At 68.3% G+C, this 15,856-nt stretch carries 18 protein-coding genes and 1 riboswitch; of the genes, 2 read left to right on the top strand and 16 right to left on the bottom strand.

The window, feature by feature from the left end; all coding sequences use genetic code 11:
* Window positions 1-86 precede the first annotated feature (86 nt).
* Window positions 87-185, bottom strand: a riboswitch (glycine riboswitch).
* Window positions 186-376: 191 nt separating this feature from the next.
* Window positions 377-916 carry a TetR/AcrR family transcriptional regulator gene (locus ABH915_RS04705; RefSeq protein ID WP_026266834.1) on the bottom strand — a complete coding sequence of 180 codons (540 nt, stop codon included), beginning with the start codon at window positions 914-916 and terminating at the stop codon, window positions 377-379.
* Window positions 917-983: 67 nt separating this feature from the next.
* On the opposite strand from ABH915_RS04705, the gene ABH915_RS04700 reads away from it, so the two are divergent.
* A complete protein-coding gene (locus ABH915_RS04700; RefSeq protein ID WP_370118320.1) occupies window positions 984-2,582 on the top strand; it encodes an MFS transporter in 1,599 nt (532 codons plus the stop codon).
* Window positions 2,583-2,702: 120 nt separating this feature from the next.
* Here the strand turns inward: ABH915_RS04700 and ABH915_RS04695 are convergent, their stop codons facing one another.
* Together ABH915_RS04695 and ABH915_RS04690 are read right to left on the bottom strand one after the other, a co-directional pair.
* A complete protein-coding gene (locus tag ABH915_RS04695; RefSeq protein ID WP_026266835.1) occupies window positions 2,703-3,182 on the bottom strand; it encodes a Dps family protein in 480 nt (159 codons plus the stop codon).
* A 168-nt stretch (window positions 3,183-3,350) separates the two neighbouring features.
* Window positions 3,351-4,160 carry a sigma-70 family RNA polymerase sigma factor gene (locus tag ABH915_RS04690; protein ID WP_018775793.1) on the bottom strand — a complete coding sequence of 270 codons (810 nt, stop codon included), beginning with the start codon at window positions 4,158-4,160 and terminating at the stop codon, window positions 3,351-3,353.
* A 252-nt stretch (window positions 4,161-4,412) separates the two neighbouring features.
* Here ABH915_RS04690 and flgN point away from each other — a divergent pair, with 252 nt between their 5' ends.
* On the top strand, window positions 4,413-4,928 hold the full coding sequence (flgN, locus tag ABH915_RS04685) for a flagellar export chaperone FlgN (RefSeq protein ID WP_370118316.1): 516 nt from the start codon (window positions 4,413-4,415) through the stop codon (window positions 4,926-4,928).
* 14 nt (window positions 4,929-4,942) lie between these two features.
* Here the strand turns inward: flgN and ABH915_RS04680 are convergent, their stop codons facing one another.
* From ABH915_RS04680 to ABH915_RS04620, 13 genes are all read right to left on the bottom strand, one after another.
* Window positions 4,943-5,191: a carbon storage regulator gene (locus tag ABH915_RS04680; protein WP_018775795.1), complete on the bottom strand. Its 249-nt coding sequence runs from the start codon at window positions 5,189-5,191 to the stop codon at window positions 4,943-4,945.
* A 9-nt stretch (window positions 5,192-5,200) separates the two neighbouring features.
* Window positions 5,201-6,445 carry a hypothetical protein gene (locus tag ABH915_RS04675; protein WP_370118312.1) on the bottom strand — a complete coding sequence of 415 codons (1,245 nt, stop codon included), beginning with the start codon at window positions 6,443-6,445 and terminating at the stop codon, window positions 5,201-5,203.
* Complete coding sequence (locus tag ABH915_RS04670; protein ID WP_018775796.1) at window positions 6,423-8,471, bottom strand: flagellar biosynthesis protein FlhA; 2,049 nt, start codon at window positions 8,469-8,471, stop codon at window positions 6,423-6,425. The genes ABH915_RS04675 and ABH915_RS04670 overlap by 23 nt, the downstream gene beginning before the upstream one ends.
* A 73-nt stretch (window positions 8,472-8,544) precedes the next feature.
* Window positions 8,545-9,633: a flagellar biosynthesis protein FlhB gene (locus ABH915_RS04665; protein ID WP_370118308.1), complete on the bottom strand. Its 1,089-nt coding sequence runs from the start codon at window positions 9,631-9,633 to the stop codon at window positions 8,545-8,547.
* Window positions 9,633-10,391, bottom strand: coding sequence for a flagellar biosynthetic protein FliR (locus ABH915_RS04660; RefSeq protein ID WP_370118305.1), 759 nt, complete (start codon window positions 10,389-10,391; stop codon window positions 9,633-9,635). Before ABH915_RS04660 ends, ABH915_RS04665 begins: the two co-directional genes overlap by 1 nt.
* Before the next feature lies 1 nt (window position 10,392).
* Window positions 10,393-10,668 carry a flagellar biosynthesis protein FliQ gene (gene fliQ, locus ABH915_RS04655; protein ID WP_018775799.1) on the bottom strand — a complete coding sequence of 92 codons (276 nt, stop codon included), beginning with the start codon at window positions 10,666-10,668 and terminating at the stop codon, window positions 10,393-10,395.
* Window positions 10,665-11,531 carry a flagellar type III secretion system pore protein FliP gene (gene fliP / locus ABH915_RS04650; protein ID WP_370118302.1) on the bottom strand — a complete coding sequence of 289 codons (867 nt, stop codon included), beginning with the start codon at window positions 11,529-11,531 and terminating at the stop codon, window positions 10,665-10,667. The genes fliQ and fliP overlap by 4 nt, the downstream gene beginning before the upstream one ends.
* Window positions 11,528-12,133: a flagellar biosynthetic protein FliO gene (gene fliO, locus ABH915_RS04645; protein ID WP_370118299.1), complete on the bottom strand. Its 606-nt coding sequence runs from the start codon at window positions 12,131-12,133 to the stop codon at window positions 11,528-11,530. Before fliO ends, fliP begins: the two co-directional genes overlap by 4 nt.
* Window positions 12,134-12,856 carry a flagellar motor switch protein FliN gene (gene fliN / locus ABH915_RS04640; protein WP_018775802.1) on the bottom strand — a complete coding sequence of 241 codons (723 nt, stop codon included), beginning with the start codon at window positions 12,854-12,856 and terminating at the stop codon, window positions 12,134-12,136.
* Window positions 12,853-13,749 carry a flagellar motor switch protein FliM gene (locus tag ABH915_RS04635; RefSeq protein WP_155846934.1) on the bottom strand — a complete coding sequence of 299 codons (897 nt, stop codon included), beginning with the start codon at window positions 13,747-13,749 and terminating at the stop codon, window positions 12,853-12,855. Before ABH915_RS04635 ends, fliN begins: the two co-directional genes overlap by 4 nt.
* 123 nt (window positions 13,750-13,872) lie before the next feature.
* Entirely contained in the window at window positions 13,873-14,697 is an 825-nt protein-coding gene (locus tag ABH915_RS04630; protein WP_370118295.1) for a flagellar motor protein MotB, read from the bottom strand.
* Window positions 14,694-15,503 carry a motility protein A gene (locus ABH915_RS04625; RefSeq protein WP_370118292.1) on the bottom strand — a complete coding sequence of 270 codons (810 nt, stop codon included), beginning with the start codon at window positions 15,501-15,503 and terminating at the stop codon, window positions 14,694-14,696. The genes ABH915_RS04630 and ABH915_RS04625 overlap by 4 nt, the downstream gene beginning before the upstream one ends.
* Window positions 15,504-15,505: 2 nt before the next feature.
* A complete protein-coding gene (locus tag ABH915_RS04620; protein ID WP_018775806.1) occupies window positions 15,506-15,808 on the bottom strand; it encodes a flagellar FlbD family protein in 303 nt (100 codons plus the stop codon).
* Window positions 15,809-15,856 lie beyond the last annotated feature (48 nt).

Here is a 15,856-nt window from a genome sequence, read left to right as displayed (position 1 = left end):
TCCGCGCAGCCTGCGTTTCAAGGCTCCGCTTGCACCGTCGGTGAGCACAGCATGTCCGGGACACGCCTGCTACTTTCCAGAGATGCCTTGCCGCGGCGGTACGTGGGCCTGAGAGATTCCTGGGGAGGGTTTGCTCCTACGGCGCCTGCTTGTACCTACTTGCAGGACTCTCCCGCCGCAGATCAAAGGCGTATTCAATTGGGGGTGACAACAGTCACAGCTCTCATTGTCCTATGCCGGGCGCGCGTCCGCAAACTCCCTCCCGGCGGCGGACCCAGGTTACGGCCATCGAGCCGCCCGCCGGGAAATCCGGCGGCGCGAATTCGCCGGAAACGTCCGGGGTCGCGGCAACCTTCCGGCGACCTCGGCGGGGGCGTCAGCCGCGCAGGCGCTCGACGGCGGCCAGCAGGCCCTGGACGTCCGCCTCGACTTCCGGCAGGGGCCCGCCGGGGCCCCGGGTCAGCATCGCGTTGAAATACAGCCCGTCCCCCATATACAGGACGGCCTTCGCCATGGCGGGCCCGACGTCGGCGGCCAGCAGTTCCAGCCAGCTCGCCTGGCCGGCGGCGAAGCGGCGGAGAGTTTCCCCGTGTGCCACCTCGGCGAGCCGCGTGGCCGCCACGAAGACCCGGTCCATGGGCGTGTCCGCCCACACCGAGGACTTGATGAAGTATGCCGCCGCCCCCTCGGGGGCTGCCGCCATGGCCGCAACATCCGCGGCCAGAAGCCGGTCCAGCCGTTCCAGCAGGACCGCGATCATCGCCTCCTTGGTCGGGAAGTGGTAGAGCAGGCCGCCCTTGGAGACGCCGGCCCGGCGCGCGACGGCGTCGAGCGTCGCGGCGCGTTCGCCGACTTCGATGAGCAGGGATTCAAAGGCATCGAGTACGGCCTCGCGGGCGACGGGTTTCCTGGGCATGCCTCCCATCATGCCTGTCCGACCGCGCATTTCTTAACTGTACCGTCCAGACGGTATAGTTACGTTCATGAGCATCACATCGATCACCGCAGCCACCAGCACTCCGGCGACCACCGCGCCCCGGGCACCGTGGCGTGACTGGGTGGCCCTGGCCCTGCTGATGTTCCCCGTCCTGCTCGTGGCCGTGGACAACACCGCGCTCACGTTCGCCCTGCCGGCCATCGCCAGCAGCCTGACCGCTTCCGGCGTCGAACTGCTCTGGATCGTCGACGCCTATCCCCTGGTCCTGGCCGGACTCCTGGTTGCGATGGGCTCCCTGGGCGACAGGATCGGCCGGCGCCGGCTGCTTTTCGTCGGCAGCGCGGGTTTCGCCGCCGTGTCGGCAGTGACGGCGTTCGCGCCGAGCGCCGAATGGCTGATCGCCGGCCGCGCCGGGCTTGGCCTGTTCGGCGCCATGCTCATGCCGTCCACACTGTCGCTGATCCGGAACATCTTTCCGCAGCCCAACCGGCGCAGGCTGGCGGTGGCGATCTGGGCCGCAGGCTTCTCCGGCGGCGCTGCCCTCGGCCCGATTGCCGGCGGCTGGCTGGTGGAACACTTCTGGTGGGGCGCCGTCCTGCTGGTTGCGGTGCCGATCATCCTGCCCCTGCTGCTGCTCGGCCCGGCGCTGATCCCGGAATCCCGCGACCCGCAGCCGGGCCGGGTGGACGTGCCCAGCATTGTCCTGTCCCTGCTGGTCATGGTGCCGGTGGTCTACGGGATCAAGTCCCTCGCCACCCACGGGCCTGCTCCCGAGGCCTTCGCGAGCATCGGAACCGGCCTGCTCATGGGGTACGTGTTCATCCGGCGGCAGCGTAACCTGGCCAGAGGCCACAGCACAGTCCACAGGACAGACCGCAGCACCGCGCCAATGCTCGATGTCAGCCTGTTTGGCAACCGGATCTTCAGTACGGCCATCGTGGCCAACGTCCTGGCGCTGTTCTCCTTCAATGGCTTCATTCTCTTCCTGGCCCAGCACCTGCAGCTGCTGGAAGGCCAGTCCCCCTCGGCGTCCGGCGTCGCCATGGTCCCGGCCCTCATCGCCACGGTCGCAGCGGGGCTGCTCGTGGTCCCGCTGGTGCGCAAGGTGCGGCCCGGCTTTGTGGTGGCCGGCGGCCTGCTGCTGAGCGCGGCGGGCTATTTCCTGGTGGCATTCGGCGACCACAGCCAGGGCCCCTCGCTGCTCCTTGCCGCCCTGCTGGTGCTCTGCCTGGGGGTGGGCGCCGCGGAGACGATCTCCAATGACCTGATCCTGGGCGCCGCGCCCGCCGACAAGTCGGGGGCCGCGGCCGCCATCTCCGAGACCGGCTACGAAGTGGGGTCCCTGCTGGGAACGGCGATCCTCGGCTCAATCCTGACTGCCTCCTACCAGGGCAATCTCCGGCTCCCCGCGGGCGTGTCCGAGCTCGCCCCGGCCGCGGCCACCAGCCAGGCCGGTGAAACCCTGGCCGGCGCTGTGGATCTGGCCCGGATGCTGCCGGCGCCCCTGGCGGAGGCCGTGACGGCGGCCGCGCGCACCGCCTTCGACTCGGGCGTGCACGTCACGGCGTCAATTGCGCTGGTCCTGATGTCCGGGGCCTGCGTCCTGGCCGCCGTCGTCCTACGGTCGGTGCCGAAGGCCAAATAGGGCTCAGCGGCCGGCGTCAGCGTCACGGGTTTCCGCCGGTTAAACACGAGCGTCCGGCGCCGGGAGGATACCCGGCGCCGGACGCTCGTGTTTTAGGGTCGGCCTGGTGGGAGCCGGTCCCTACTTGCTGTCCGGAGTAGTCACGCTGGCCGTGGCCCGCATGGTCTCGGCATTCACCATCCAGGCATACTGCTCAAACTTGGCGATGAACTCGTGCAGCAGATCCGCGGTGGTGGGATCTTCCTCGTCCACTTCGTCATGGACCTTGCGCATGGTGCCGACGGCCGCCTCAAGCGCGGCGACAATCCGCTCGATGGCGTCCTTCGTGTTGATCAGGCCCGCCGGGAACTCGGCCAGTGCGGTGGACTTGGAAACCGTGGAGCTTCGGCCGTCCGGGAGGGCGTGGAGGGCACGCATGCGCTCGGCGAGGTCGTCCGCGAATCCCCGGGCGGCGTCGATGATCTCGTCCAGCTGGAGGTGAAGGTCCCGGAAGTTGGTCCCGACGATGTTCCAGTGCGCCTGCTTGCCCTGAACGTGGAGTTCGATCAGGTCCACCAGGACTGCCTGCAGGTTGGTCGTCAATGTCGGTGATGCTTTCATGAATCCTCCTCGATAGAACCGGTGCCGTGCGGGGCCGCGCGTGCCGCTTGCTGGCACCCCGGCCGATGCTTTCGACGCTACCGCAGGGCGGCGCCGGGCCGCGACGGTTCAGGGAGGAATTTCTCGGTCAGCTTACTAAGTCGGCTTACTAACCGTTCTTGGGGCGGTTTAGACGGCCTCGTTGAGGATGGGCCCCCGGGGGAACACGGCCCGCGTGATGCCGCCGGAGGTGGATTCGGACAGCTGGGTGAGGTAGTCGTTGCGCCGCCTCGGGGTGATCCTGGACTGGGGCTGGAACGGCTGCTCGGGGTCGTCGGCGTAGTGGGCGGTCAGGCCGTCACGCATGAGCCGGATGGCCTCCGAACGCTGCTGGGACACCGCTGCGTGCGTGGATCCGAGTTCCGCGGCGAGGTCTTTGACCGTGCGGTCGCCGAAGTAAATCTCCTCCACCACGTAGCGCATCCGTTCCGGGAGGGACTTCACGGCGGCCCGCAGGTACTGGAGCCGTTCATCCGCGAGCACGGAGTGTTCCGGCGTCAGGGTTTCGGCGGCCAGGGTATCCACGACTGCCTCGTCGAGGGGCGTCAAGGTGCGTGAGGCATCCGCGAGCGCGGCCTCCACAACGCTCTGCTGGACACCCAGGGCAGAGGCGATCTCGTCCACAGTGGGGGTGCGGCCCAAGGCGGACGCCAGGGTTTCCTGCACGGACATGGTTTCCTTGATCCGCCGGCGGGCGGATCGGGTGGCCCAGTCGCTGGCCCGCATCTCGTCCGCGAAGGCACCAAGGATGCGCCGGCGCGCGAAAGCGCCGAACGGCACCCCGAGGCCTGGATCGAACGAATCGGCCGAGGTGATCAGGGCAATAGCGCCGGCTGAAGCCAAATCATCGCGAGAAAGGTGTGACGCCTTCGAGCACAAATCTGAGACGAGATACCCCACCAGCGGAAGGTGCTGCGTGACCATCTCGTTGCGTTCCACGCGATTCAATACTGTGTCCCCCCATGAGACCGGATCCGAAGGGTCCTCGACCCTTAAAACGCCGAGAGCCGCACCCAAAACCGACCGGTGCTCCCCCCATAGGAGTCAGCGTTCGCAAGTAGGGCGCAGCACCCATGGAGGAAACCTATCACCTGTTCCAAGATCTGCGTGTACCCTCAGGGAAAAGCTGTGCGAAAAATGCGGTGACCGCCCCGAAGCTGTGATTCACAGGGCGGAAAGAGAATGGGGCCCATGAGCGCAAGTGATCTCTCCGCGGCACTGTGGCAGGAGCGGCGGCAGCTGGAGCTGCTCCTCTTCAGGCTGGAAACGCAGCGTCTGCATGTCGTGGCCGGGAATCTGGAATGGCTCAACTTCATGGCCTCCGAGATTGAAACCGTGCTGGACCGCCTGCGCTTCGAGGCCCTGGCCCGGAGCGTCGAATCTGCTACCGTGGCGGCCGAATGGGGTTTGCCGGCACAGACCACGCTCGTCGAACTGGTTGCGGCCGCGCCCGCCGGGCCCTGGCCCGAGATCCTGCGCGAGCATCTGGACGCCCTGCACACACTCCTGGACCGGCTCAGCGAGGCTTCCAGCGTGAACGAGGAGGCACTGCGGAGCCTCCCGATGCCGGGACGCCCCGGCCCGGCGGGCGCGGCCGGGCTGCTGGACCAGTTGACCACGGGCGGAAACCTGGAGCGGTCCTTGGCTGTGGTCAGGCGTTCAGCCCAGCCGCTCCTGGCCCAGTATCTCGGCGGGGACCACGTCTGATCCGGAGCGGGTCCTCAGCCGTCGGCGGGAGTTGCGCGCGGCGGCATGAGTCCGCGCAGCGCATCCTCGGCGTCCGGGCCCGCTTCCGCCGCCGCGAGGTTCGCCGCCGCGATGGCTTCAATGACTTCCCGGCGCTGGATCGGCACACCCCGGGGCGCCTCAATGCCTATCCGAACACCGTCGCCGCGGCCTTCCAGAACAGTGATGACGATGCCGTCGCCGATCATGATCTGTTCGCCCGGCTTGCGTGTAAGTACCAGCATCCTCTCAATCTACCCTTCAGCCCGGGGAGCATCGTACGATTCCCGCCGGTTCTGCCATGTCGGTGCCGGCCCGGCGGGGCGCCCGTCGATCCAGCCCACGGGCAGTGCCAGTCCGTTGACGCTTTCAGGTGACCCGGTCTCCGACGCACCCACCACCGCCACAGCGGTCACGTTGAGCCGGGCGGACAGCACACCGACCCAGCGCGCCGTGTCCTCGTGCTTGCGTCCGGCGTCGACTACTACCCAGACCTGGTCGGCGGAGAGCGCCGCCACGGACTGCACCCGGGCCAGGGCGTTGCGGGCTTTGCCCAGTCCGAACGCGACCAGGACGGTGCGCTCCGTCACCACGGCGTGGGCGCGCGCGGCCGTGGCGCTTTGACGTCCGTCGACGTGCAGGTGGCCATAGGCGGAGAGCTCGCCGGCGGTCCGCACATCGGCACCCCCGGACGCCATGGACATGGCCAGGGCGGCATCCATCGCGTCCTCCCCCAGCCCGACCAGGACCACGAGATCGCCGACGCCGGTCAGCGGAGCCGGAACCGGGGCATCCGCAGCCCTGCCCCGCCCGGTGGCGGGCGCCGGTTCCGCCGAGTTACCGGCGGCGGGGGCCGGGTGCACGGGGGTCCCGACGGCGGCCGGCCCGGCGGCGGGCGCCGGTTCCGCCGGGGTCCGGAGCCCGGCGCCGAGCTGTTCCAGCAGCTCGGCGAAGTCCGGCGATTCGGTGGACACACCGGCAGGAGCGGGCCGGTGCAGGCTCCGCTCAGCGGCGTCCGCTTCTTCCAGGAGTGCGGCGATGGCGGCGCCCTGCAGGTGATGGGACGGGGCGGCGGGCCGTGCCGGCCCTCCGTCGAGGCCGGCCGGCGCTGAGCTCCGTGCCGCCGGCGGGGCTGCCGGCGGGGCCGATGCTGCCGCCGCGGCTCCGGCGTCGTACTTCCCGGCGGGGGGCACGCCGCCCGTAACAGTGCCCGCGGAAGCCGCTCCGGCGGCGGCCTCCCTGGCGGGACCACCAGTTACCGGGCCGGAATCGGTCCCGGCCAGGATGTCGGCGTCGGGCACTACCTCACCGGTGACGACCTCGTGCTTGGACTGGATCTCGATCATGGCCTCGTAGCGGTCCTGGGCGAAGAGCCCGGCGATTCCGGGGCTGCTGACGCGTTCGGCGGACACGATCCGGGCCGCCGGACCGTACAGCTGTTCTGCTTTGCGGCGGATTTCCTCGAGCGAGGCTCCCTTAAGCCGATAGCGGTTCGGCATGGCGCACCACTCCTACTGTTTCGATCCGGACGTTGGCGGAGGTCACCTCGCGGTAGGACAACACGGGCACGGATCCCGGCTGCGCGCCGACGAGGCGGTAGATGGCGGGCCGGAGCGCGGGGGCGCAGACCAGCACGGCCTGGCGGTTGGCGGCGGCCGCGGCGTCGACGGCGGACCGCACCGAGCGCAGCACGGCGTCGAGCCGTTCCTGGCCCATGACGATCTGGCTGCCGCCCTCGGCGGGCCGCATGTCCTCGAGCATGTGTTGTTCCAGGACGGGGTCGATCATGATGACGTTGAGCACCGGGCCGTCCATGAACTTGGCCGTGAGGGCGGGGCCCAGGGCCTGCCGGGCCGCTTCCACGAGCGATTCCGGATCCGTGGAAATCTTGGCGCGGAGCGTGAGTGCCTCGTAGATCCGGGCGAGGTCATTGATGGGCACCTGCTCATCCAGCAGGCCCTGGAGGACGCGCTGCAGCTCGGCGAGGGAGAGTAGCGCCGGGGTCAGTTCGTCGACGGCGGAGGGGCTCTGCTTGCGCACGCCCTCGGTCAGCACGCGGACGTCCTCGCGGGACAGCAGCCGGGCAGCGTTCGACGCGACGATCGAGGAAAGGTGGGTGACCAGGACGGAGACCCGGTCGATGACCGTGGCCCCGGTCATTTCGGCGTTGTGGCGCATCTCCCCCGGAATCCATTTCCCGGCGAGCCCAAACACGGGCTCGATCATCGCCGGGCCCGGGAGCGAGTCCAGGTTCTCGCCCAGGGCCAGCATCTGGCCGCTGGGGGCCGTGCCGCGGCCGGCTTCCACGCCGGCAATCCGGATGGCGTACGTCGCCGGCGGCAGGTCCACACTGTCCCGGGTGCGCACCGGCGGGATGACCAGGCCCAGTTCCATGGCGATCTTGTGCCGCAGGGACCGGACCCGGGCCAGGAGGTCATCGGAGGCGCCGGAGACCATGTCCACCAGGTCAGGTGCCAGCAGGATCTCCACGGGGTGGATGCGCATGTCTTCCAGCAGCTTCTCGTTGGGATCCTGTTCCGGGAAGTTCAGCGCGGTCGACTCAGCCTCCCGGGCCGTTTCCGCAAGCTGTTGGCTTGCCGCGGTCCGGCGGGAGGCGATGAACAGGCCGGCCCCGACGACGACGAACGGGATCGGCGGCATGCCGGGGATCAGTGCCATGGCGACGGCGGCGACGCCGGCGATCATGAGCGCGTTCGGTGACTGCAGCAGTTGCGTGGAGGCAGTCCGGCCCATGTCCGACTCGGCGTTGGACCGGGTCACGATCATGCCCGTGGAGACGGCCATGAGCAATGCCGGGATCTGGGTGACGAGCCCGTCGCCCATGGTCAGCAGGCCGTACGTGTTCAGGGCGTCGCCGATTTCCAGGCCGCGCTGGACCATGCCGATGGCGATGCCGCCGACGAAGTTGATGATGATAATGATGATGCCCGCGATCGCGTCGCCCTTGACGAACTTCGAGGCGCCGTCCATGGCACCGTAGAAGTCGGCCTCGGCAGAGACTTCGGCGCGCCTCTCCCGGGCCTGGGTGTCGGTGAGGAGTCCGGCGTTGAGGTCGGCGTCGATCGCCATCTGCTTGCCGGGCATGGCGTCGAGGGTGAAGCGCGCGCCCACCTCGGCCACGCGCTCGGCGCCCTTGGTGACCACGACGAACTGGATCACCACGAGGATGAGGAACACGACGGCGCCGATGATCATGGAGCCGCCGACCGTCACCTTGCCGAAGGCTTCAATGACCTGCCCGGCGTAGCCGTTGCCCAGGACCAGGCGGGTGGACGCGACGTTGAGGCCGAGCCGGAACAGCGTCGCCACCAGCAGCAGGGACGGGAACACCGAGAAGTCCAGCGGCTTTTTGACGAACATGCTGGTCAGCAGGACCAGCAGCGCCAGCAGGATGTTGCAGACGATGAGGAAGTCGAGCAGCGGCGCGGGTACGGGAACCACCAGCAGGAGCACGATCCCCACGATGCCGATGGGCACCACCAGCCGGTTCAGCCTGTTGTTCATGGTGCTGTCCTTTCACAGACGCTGATTCCCGAAGTTTTCGTGCCGTGTTTCACGCTCTGGTGCCTGCCGTGTTTCATACGGTGGCCACCGTGGCGGCCATGCGGTGCATCCCGGCGGCGGCGCCCCGGGCCTTGAGCGCCATGACGAACGCGAGGACGCCGGCCACCGCCCGGTAGAAGTCCACCGGGATCTCGTCCCCCAGCTCACAGGCCCCGTGGAGAGCCCTGGTCAGCGGGATGTCCTGGACCATGGGCACGTTCTTTTCCTCGGCCTCTTCCCTGATCCTCGCAGCCACGTGGCCGGCGCCCTTGGCCACCACGCGGGGCGCGGACTTGCCGGGCTCGTATTTGAGGGCCACCGCCACGTGCGTCGGGTTGACCAGGACGACGTCGGCGTCCCCGATCGCAGCGATCATGCGGTTGCGGCTCATGGCCATCTGGCGCGCCCGGCGTTGGGACCGGATAAGCGGATCGCCCTCGCTGTTCTTGTTCTCGTCCTGGACTTCCTTCTTGGACATCCGGGTCTTCTTGCGGTTGCGCCGCATGACGACGAAGAAGTCGGCCGCGGCCAGAACGATTCCGGCGGCCACCGCGAACTGGACCAGGGCGGCTATCCCGCCGGCGGCGGCCTGCACCACCCCGGCGACGGGCAGCCCGCCGGCGGTCAGCAGCACCGGAACCAGTCCCTGGACGACGGTGTAGAGCACCAGCCCCACGACGCTTGCCTTGAGCAGCGCCTTGAGCCCGCCCCACACGGCCTGGGCGCCGAACAGCCGCTTGATCCCGCCGAGCAGGTTGAAGTGTTCGAATTCGAGCCTGAATTTCTTCAGGTGCACACCGCCCTGGAGGGCCGAGCCGGCGAGGACGGCCAGGAACACGACGATCAGCAGGGGTCCAACGATCCCGGCAATGGACGCGAAGCCGGCTTCCAGCGCCCGGACGGCTTTGCCGGGGTCGGGGGCGGACACGATCCCGCGGATGCTGAAGAGCTGGTCCGTGGCGGCGTTGGCGGCCCGGTCCACCGTGCTGGGCAGCATCAGCGCCGCGGCGCCGACGCCAAGCCAAGCGGTGAGGTCCTGGGAACGGGACAGCTGGCCCTTGGAGCGGACCTCCCGCATCCGTTTCTCGGTGGCTTGCTCGGTCTTTTCCTGTGAATCCGCCATCAGCCCACCCCCAGCACGGCTTTGGCCGCCTGCCCGGCGAGGCTGGAAACGATCCGCGGCAGGGCCAGGAACATGAAGCCGGCCAGCGTCAGGGTGAGCAGGATCTTCAGCGGGAAGCCGAGGGAGAAGGCGTTCAGCGCCGGCGCCACACGGGTCAGCAGGCCGAGCCCGACGTCGGCAAGGAACAGCACCACCAGGAGGGGGCCGGCGATCTGCACGGCGGCGAGGAACATGCCGGACACTGCCGCGATCATGGCCTGTACCGGCTGGGAAAGGTCGATCCCCCCGGCCAGCGGCAAGGCAGCAAAGCTGCCGGTGAGGCCGGTGATGACCAGCTGGTAGCCGTCGGAGGCGAAGAGCAGGGCCAGCGCCGCCATCTGCAGGAGCCGGGTGAACTGTGCGCCGTTGACCATCATTTGGGGGTCGTAGGCCTGGGCCATCTGGAACCCGCTGAACAGGTCGATCAGGCTGCCGGCGGACTGGATGGCGGAGAAGACGACGAGGACCAGGAAGCCCAGGACCAGCCCGGTGACCAGCTCCAGGACCACACCGGTGAGGAACCCGGCGGTGTCCCGGGGTGTGTAGCCGCCGGCCAGGCGCTGCGTCACCGCCAGGCCCAGGCCCAGGCCCAGCATGGCCTTGACGCGCCCGGGAATGGCTTGGTGCGAGAAGGGCGGTGCCACGACCAGGAAGGCGGTCATCCGGACCGTGGCCAGCAGCAGGACTTCAAGCCAGGCCGGGTCGATCGGGATGCCCACCTCACAGGCCTCCGAGCAGGGACGGAATCTTCGCGAAGAGGTCGTTGGTGAAGGCGACCATCTCCGAAATCATCCAGTGTCCGCAGACAATCAGGGCCACGGCCACCGCGGCCGCCTTCGGCACGAAGGACAGGGTCGCTTCCTGCAGCTGCGTGATGGACTGCAGCAGGGAGATGGCCAGGCCCACCACCAGCGCCGTGACCAGCACGGGGGCGGAGAGTTTGGCGGCCACGATCATGGCCTGGAGGCAGATGTCCAGGACCGCGTTGGCGTTCATCCTGAACCCGCATAGCTCTGGACGAGCGCGGTGATGATCAGGCCCCAGCCGTCGACGAGCACGAAGAGCAGGATTTTGAAGGGCAGCGAGATCATGACCGGCGGGAGCATCATCATGCCCATGGACATCAGGGCCGCGGACACCACGAGGTCGATCACGAGGAACGGGATGAAGATGACGAAGCCGATGATGAACGCGGCGCGGAGTTCGGAGATCATGAACGCCGGGATGAGGGTCTGCAGCGGGACGGCCTCAGGAGTGGCCGGGTTCTCGGCTCCGGCGGCGCGGGACATCAGGGCGATGTCCTCCTCGCGTGTGTGGGCGAGCATGAAGTGCTGCAACGGACCCGACGCGGCGCTGACCGCCCCGTTGAAGTCCAGTGTGCCGTTGAGGTAGGGCTGGATGCCGAGGGTGTTCATCTCGTTGATGACGGGCCACATCACAAAGATCGAGAGGAACAGGGCCAGCCCGGCCAGGACCTGGTTCGGCGGGATGGAGGGCAGGGACAGCGCGTTGCGGGTCATTGCCAGGACCACAAAGATCTTGGTGAAGGACGTCATCATCAGCAGCAGCGAGGGCGCAACGGCCAGGAGGGTGATGCCGATCAGGGTCAGGACGGCGGTGGAAGGTTTCCCGTCCATCCCGTTGATCTGGATGTTGACGTTCCCGCCGTCGGGAGTGGCGGGGTCGGTCGGCGGCACCGGCGCAACAGGGTCGATGGGTGCGGCGTGGCCTGCCGAGGCATTGAGCCACAGCAGGAGGACGGCAAAGAGCACGGCGGCGAGCCCCAGGGCCAGGAGCCTGAGGGGCCTTGCGCCAGCTGTTCGCGGGCGGGTGGTGCTGGTGGGGAGCGGGAAGATCAATTGCGGCGTCCGCTCCTGAGCGCGGCGGCAGCCTGCTTCCAGGTGGAGCCGGCCAGGATGGAGCCGTGCAGCGGCGGATGGCCCGCGGCGCCGCCGGCGCTGCCACGGCCGGCGTGGCCGGCGGCCGGCGGGTTCCGGTGAAGGGAGCTGCGGCGGGACGGCGGCAGGTCCCGGACACCGTCCGGACCGTCGGCGAAATCGTCGGCGTCGCCGGCGTCGCCCGAACCGTCGACGGCGGCCCTGGCCTGGCCGCTGAAGTGATTGCCGGCGAGCGGGCTGGCGTCAGCGAGTATCCGGGCGAAATCCCCGAGGCCGCGGCTGGTGCCGGGGACCGGGACTTCTTCGGGTTCGGGCGGGATGTCGCCGGTGTGCAGGACGTTGACGGCGTGCTCGGTGACGCCCAGTAGGAAGCGCTGCCCGGCGGCGTCGACCACCACCACGGAGGCTTTTTGTCCCAGGCTCTGCCGGCTGACGATGGTCAAGGCGCGGTCGGCCCGGCGCCGTCCGGTGCCCTTGCCCAGCCGGCGCTGCAGGAACCACATGAGGCCAAGCACCGCGCCCAGGGCCACGACTACCCGCAGCCCGAGGATCAGTGCATCCATTCAGCTGAGCCCCTCGGCGACGTCGAGGATCCGGGTGATCCGCACCGCGTAGTCCTGGTCGAGGACCACAACTTCGCCGTGCGCGATCAGGCGGCCGTTGAGCAGGACATCGGCCGGGGCGCCGGCGGAGCGGTCCAGTTCGATGATCTTGCCCGGTTCCAGCGACAGCACGTCCCGCACCGACATCCGGGTGCGTCCGATCTCCACGGTCAGGGCCATTTCGATGTTGTTGATCCGGCCGAGCCGGCCGGCCACGGTGTCTCCGCCGGCGAACAGGTCTCCGCCGCGTTCCTGGCTGTTGCCGTGCTCGCGGAGCCGGACGGCAAACCAGGCCGCGGCGTTGCTGCCGTCGGAGAGTTCAAAGACGGCCGTGTCGGGATCCGAGAGGAGCCCGGAGACGTCGGATTCACGCAGGTCGGACAGGACACCGGCCCCGAAGACTGAGCTGGCGCTTTCCATCGCGGGGCGCAGCACGTCGGTCACGGAGACGTGTCCCAGCTGGGAGCCTGCGCCGGCGGCCTCGTCAAGGAAGGTGCGGTCGCTGAGCATGAGGGCGAGGTCGGCGGTCACCGCGCCGACGAAGGTCGCCGTGACCGCCTGCCGTGCGTAGGCCGCCGCGGACCGGGCGGGAACCAGGGCGACAACCTTCAGGGCCACCGGGCTCGGCAGCTCCTCGACGAGCCGCTCCGCCGACATTTCGTGCTTGGTCAGGGTGATGCTCATCGTTGGTTCTCCTCGATTGTGACAATTACTGCGGCCGCGCGGGAGCCGTTGCGGGCCGGGGCGGCAGTGGCCAGCCGGGTTCCGTCCAGGGTGAGGTCAAAGGGCCGGTTTTCCAGGTGCGGAAGGGTCAGGACGTCACCGACGGCGAGGCCCAGGACCTGGCTCGGGGTAACGAACGACGTCGAGAGCCGCACCGAGAGTTCCACCGGGACCTGCTCCAGTTGGGCGCTGACGCGGGCGGCCGCGTCTTCGCGGGAGTCGGTCGGGTTGACCTTCTTCAGCCGCCCCAACAGGATGCCGGCCGGAACGGCCAGGGTGGCGGGGGCGTTGACGTCGCCGACGCTCATGGTGAAGGAGGCGACGATCATCAGTTCGCTGGGTGCGGCGGCCTGGGCGAACTGGGAGTTGTATTGGATGGTGTCCACCCGGACGGCCTCGCTGAGCAGCGGGCCCAGGGAATAGCCGAGGTCTTCGAGGGCCTCGTCCATGAGGCCCTTGATCAGCGCCTGCTCGATCTGGGTGAACTTGCGGTCCGGCATGGGCGAATCGTTGGAGGCGCCGAGCATGCGGTTGACCCAGCCGAGGGCGGCCGGGCCGGGGAACTGCACCACGAGCTTGGAATCGTGGGCCTCCACGGTGCACAGGACCATGGCGGTGACGGCGGGCAGCGAGGCGGCGTACTCGTCGTAGCTGAGCATGCTGACGTCTTCCAGGCGCACCACGGACTTGACCCGGACCTTGGCGGTGAGCTGGGTCCCCCACTGGCGGGCGAAGGTTTCGAAGGCGAGCTCCAGCACCCGGCTGTGTTCGCGCGCGAGCGTCGCGGGACGGCGGAAGTCATAGACGCTGACGGTCCGCTCCCGTGCCACTTCCCGCTCATCCAGAACACTCACGGTTGCCACTATCGGCAAGGGAAGCCGCGGCGTAAGCCATCCGCCGCAGGCAAAAACTCAGGCAAAATACTGCAGGCAAAAACACAGGCAAAGAACGCGGCAGTCCGCCGTAGCCGGGAACGGCTATTTACCGCTGAGTTTCAAGGCCTCCGGAATCAGTGCCCGGACGACGTCGGGCTTGTCGGAAACGACCACGATGTCCACCCGGCGGTTCCGCTCCATCAGCGCCGGTGTGGAGTCGTCGTTGACCTGGCGGGCGGAACCGAACGCAACGGCACCGATGGTGGCGGGGGCTATGCCGCCGCGGTCCACCATGTACCGCAGGACGTTGACGGCGCGCGCCGAGGACAGTTCCCACGTCGAGGGGTAGGCCGTGATGCCGTTCGCGGCATGGCCCTCGACCATGATTTCCATGCCGGCCGGCTTGAGCACCGGTGAGATGACCTGCAGCACCCGGGAGGCCCGGGAGGTGAGCTCGGGCCGGTCCGGTTCGAAGAATGCCTGCGATCCGACGAGTTTGACCGTCAGGCCGCGCTGGTCGATCTGGAACTCGACGTTCTCGCTCAGCCCGGCGGCCGCCAGGCCGGCCTGCATTTTCTGCTGCAGCGCCTTGAGCTTATCCACTTCCTTGATCGCTTCAGCCATGTTCTCGGGGGATGCGGTGGCCGCGCCCTTGACGGCGGCGAACGCCTCAAGGTCCTCCTTCACGAGTTCCGGCGGCACCACTGTGCCCGACGCCGTGTCCACCGTTTCCGTCGCGACCGCGCCGAATCCCGTGGCCAGGGAGTTGCGGAGTTTTTCAAACTTGTTGGCGTCCACCGTGGACATCGCGAAGAGGACGATGAACATGCACATCAGCACGGTGACCATGTCCATGTAGGACGCCATCCAGCGTTCGTCGACGTGGTGTTCTTCCGGCTTCTTCCGCCCGCGCCGCCTGGGGCTCACGCGGCCTCGTCCATCCTGTCGGACTTGTCAGCGCCGGTCTTCTTGCCGGTGCTCTTGAGCTGGTGCTCGGGGACCATGGCGCGGAGCCGTTCGGCCAGCAGGAGCGGCTGGGCGCCGGACTGGACCGACAGCATGCCTTCCATGAGCAGCGTCATCCGTTCGATGTCCAGTTCCGAGAGCCGGGCCATCCGGGCGCTGAAGGGAAGCCAGATGAAGTTGGCGGACAGCAGGCCCCACAGGGTGGCGACGAAGGCTGCCGCGATCATTGGGCCGAGGTGGTCCGGGGTGGACAGGTTTTCCAGGACGTGGGTCAGGGACACCACGGTGCCGATGATGCCCACGGTGGGGGCGTATCCGCCGAGGCTCGCGAAGAATTTGGAGTTGGCGTGATCGCTCCGGGACTTGGAGTCGATCTCGTCCTCCATGAGCATCCGGAGGTCCTCGGCGTCGGTGCCGTCGGCGATGTTCTGCAGGGCACGGGCCAGGAAGGGGTCCTTGACGCTGGCCGCTTCCTCTTCGAGGGACAGCAGGCCCTCGCTGCGGGCCTTTTCGGCGAAGCGGACCATCTGGTCAATGCTTTCCTGCGGCTTGGCGGTTTTGCCGAGGAACATCTTGGGGAGGGCTTTGAAGGCCTGGACGACGTCTTTGAGGGTGTTTCCGGCGATCCCGACGGCGAGCGTGGCGCCGAAGACCAGGATCATGGGGGCCGGGAGGAGTAACGCCGACAGGCTGGCGCCCTCGAGCGACACCATGGCGATAACGGAGCCGAAGGCGAGGAGCAGTCCGATGACTGTTGCGGGATCCATCGTTACTTTCTGGGTTGTGCGGGCGCCGTGGGGCCGGCGCCGTCGTCGTAGGGGTCATCGTCCGGGTCTTCAGTCCGGACCAGGCTGAGCGGATAGCCGGTGATGGCCGGAAAGTCCCGGGCTTTGCTCAGGATGTACGCCCGGTACTCCGCGATGAGCTCGACCACTTCGGCGAGGCTTTCGAGCACCACATAGGCGGCGCCGTCGAGCGTCACCAAGTGCGTATCCGGGCTCTCGTGGATGCGTTCAATGAGGTCCGGATTGACCGCGAAGCGCGTTCCGTTGAGGCGTGTGACGACGATCATGGGCCGATTCTGCTCTGTGAGGGGAAGGGTGTTCTCCTCCGTACTGTC

It is taken from the genome of Arthrobacter sp. MW3 TE3886, from assembly GCF_041262145.1.
Classification (GTDB): Bacteria; Actinomycetota; Actinomycetes; order Actinomycetales; family Micrococcaceae; genus Arthrobacter.
Note: the sequence above shows the minus strand (reverse complement) of the source record. Positions and strands in the feature narration are given on the sequence as shown.

Bases quoted from the DNA above. Each gene is read 5' to 3' on its own strand.
- flgN (WP_370118316.1), top strand. From the start codon at position 4,413: ATGAGCGCAAGTGATCTCTCCGCGGCACTGTGGCAGGAGCGGCGGCAG.
- fliO (WP_370118299.1), bottom strand. From the start codon at position 12,133: ATGGATGCACTGATCCTCGGGCTGCGGGTAGTCGTGGCCCTGGGCGCG.
- ABH915_RS04620 (WP_018775806.1), bottom strand. From the start codon at position 15,808: ATGATCGTCGTCACACGCCTCAACGGAACGCGCTTCGCGGTCAATCCG.
- ABH915_RS04680 (WP_018775795.1), bottom strand. From the start codon at position 5,191: ATGCTGGTACTTACACGCAAGCCGGGCGAACAGATCATGATCGGCGAC.
- ABH915_RS04670 (WP_018775796.1), bottom strand. From the start codon at position 8,471: ATGAACAACAGGCTGAACCGGCTGGTGGTGCCCATCGGCATCGTGGGG.
- ABH915_RS04625 (WP_370118292.1), bottom strand. From the start codon at position 15,503: ATGGATCCCGCAACAGTCATCGGACTGCTCCTCGCCTTCGGCTCCGTT.
- ABH915_RS04665 (WP_370118308.1), bottom strand. From the start codon at position 9,633: ATGGCGGATTCACAGGAAAAGACCGAGCAAGCCACCGAGAAACGGATG.
- ABH915_RS04695 (WP_026266835.1), bottom strand. From the start codon at position 3,182: ATGAAAGCATCACCGACATTGACGACCAACCTGCAGGCAGTCCTGGTG.
- fliN (WP_018775802.1), bottom strand. From the start codon at position 12,856: ATGAGCATCACCCTGACCAAGCACGAAATGTCGGCGGAGCGGCTCGTC.
- ABH915_RS04700 (WP_370118320.1), top strand. From the start codon at position 984: ATGAGCATCACATCGATCACCGCAGCCACCAGCACTCCGGCGACCACC.
- ABH915_RS04705 (WP_026266834.1), bottom strand. From the start codon at position 916: ATGCCCAGGAAACCCGTCGCCCGCGAGGCCGTACTCGATGCCTTTGAA.
- ABH915_RS04675 (WP_370118312.1), bottom strand. From the start codon at position 6,445: ATGCCGAACCGCTATCGGCTTAAGGGAGCCTCGCTCGAGGAAATCCGC.
- fliQ (WP_018775799.1), bottom strand. From the start codon at position 10,668: ATGAACGCCAACGCGGTCCTGGACATCTGCCTCCAGGCCATGATCGTG.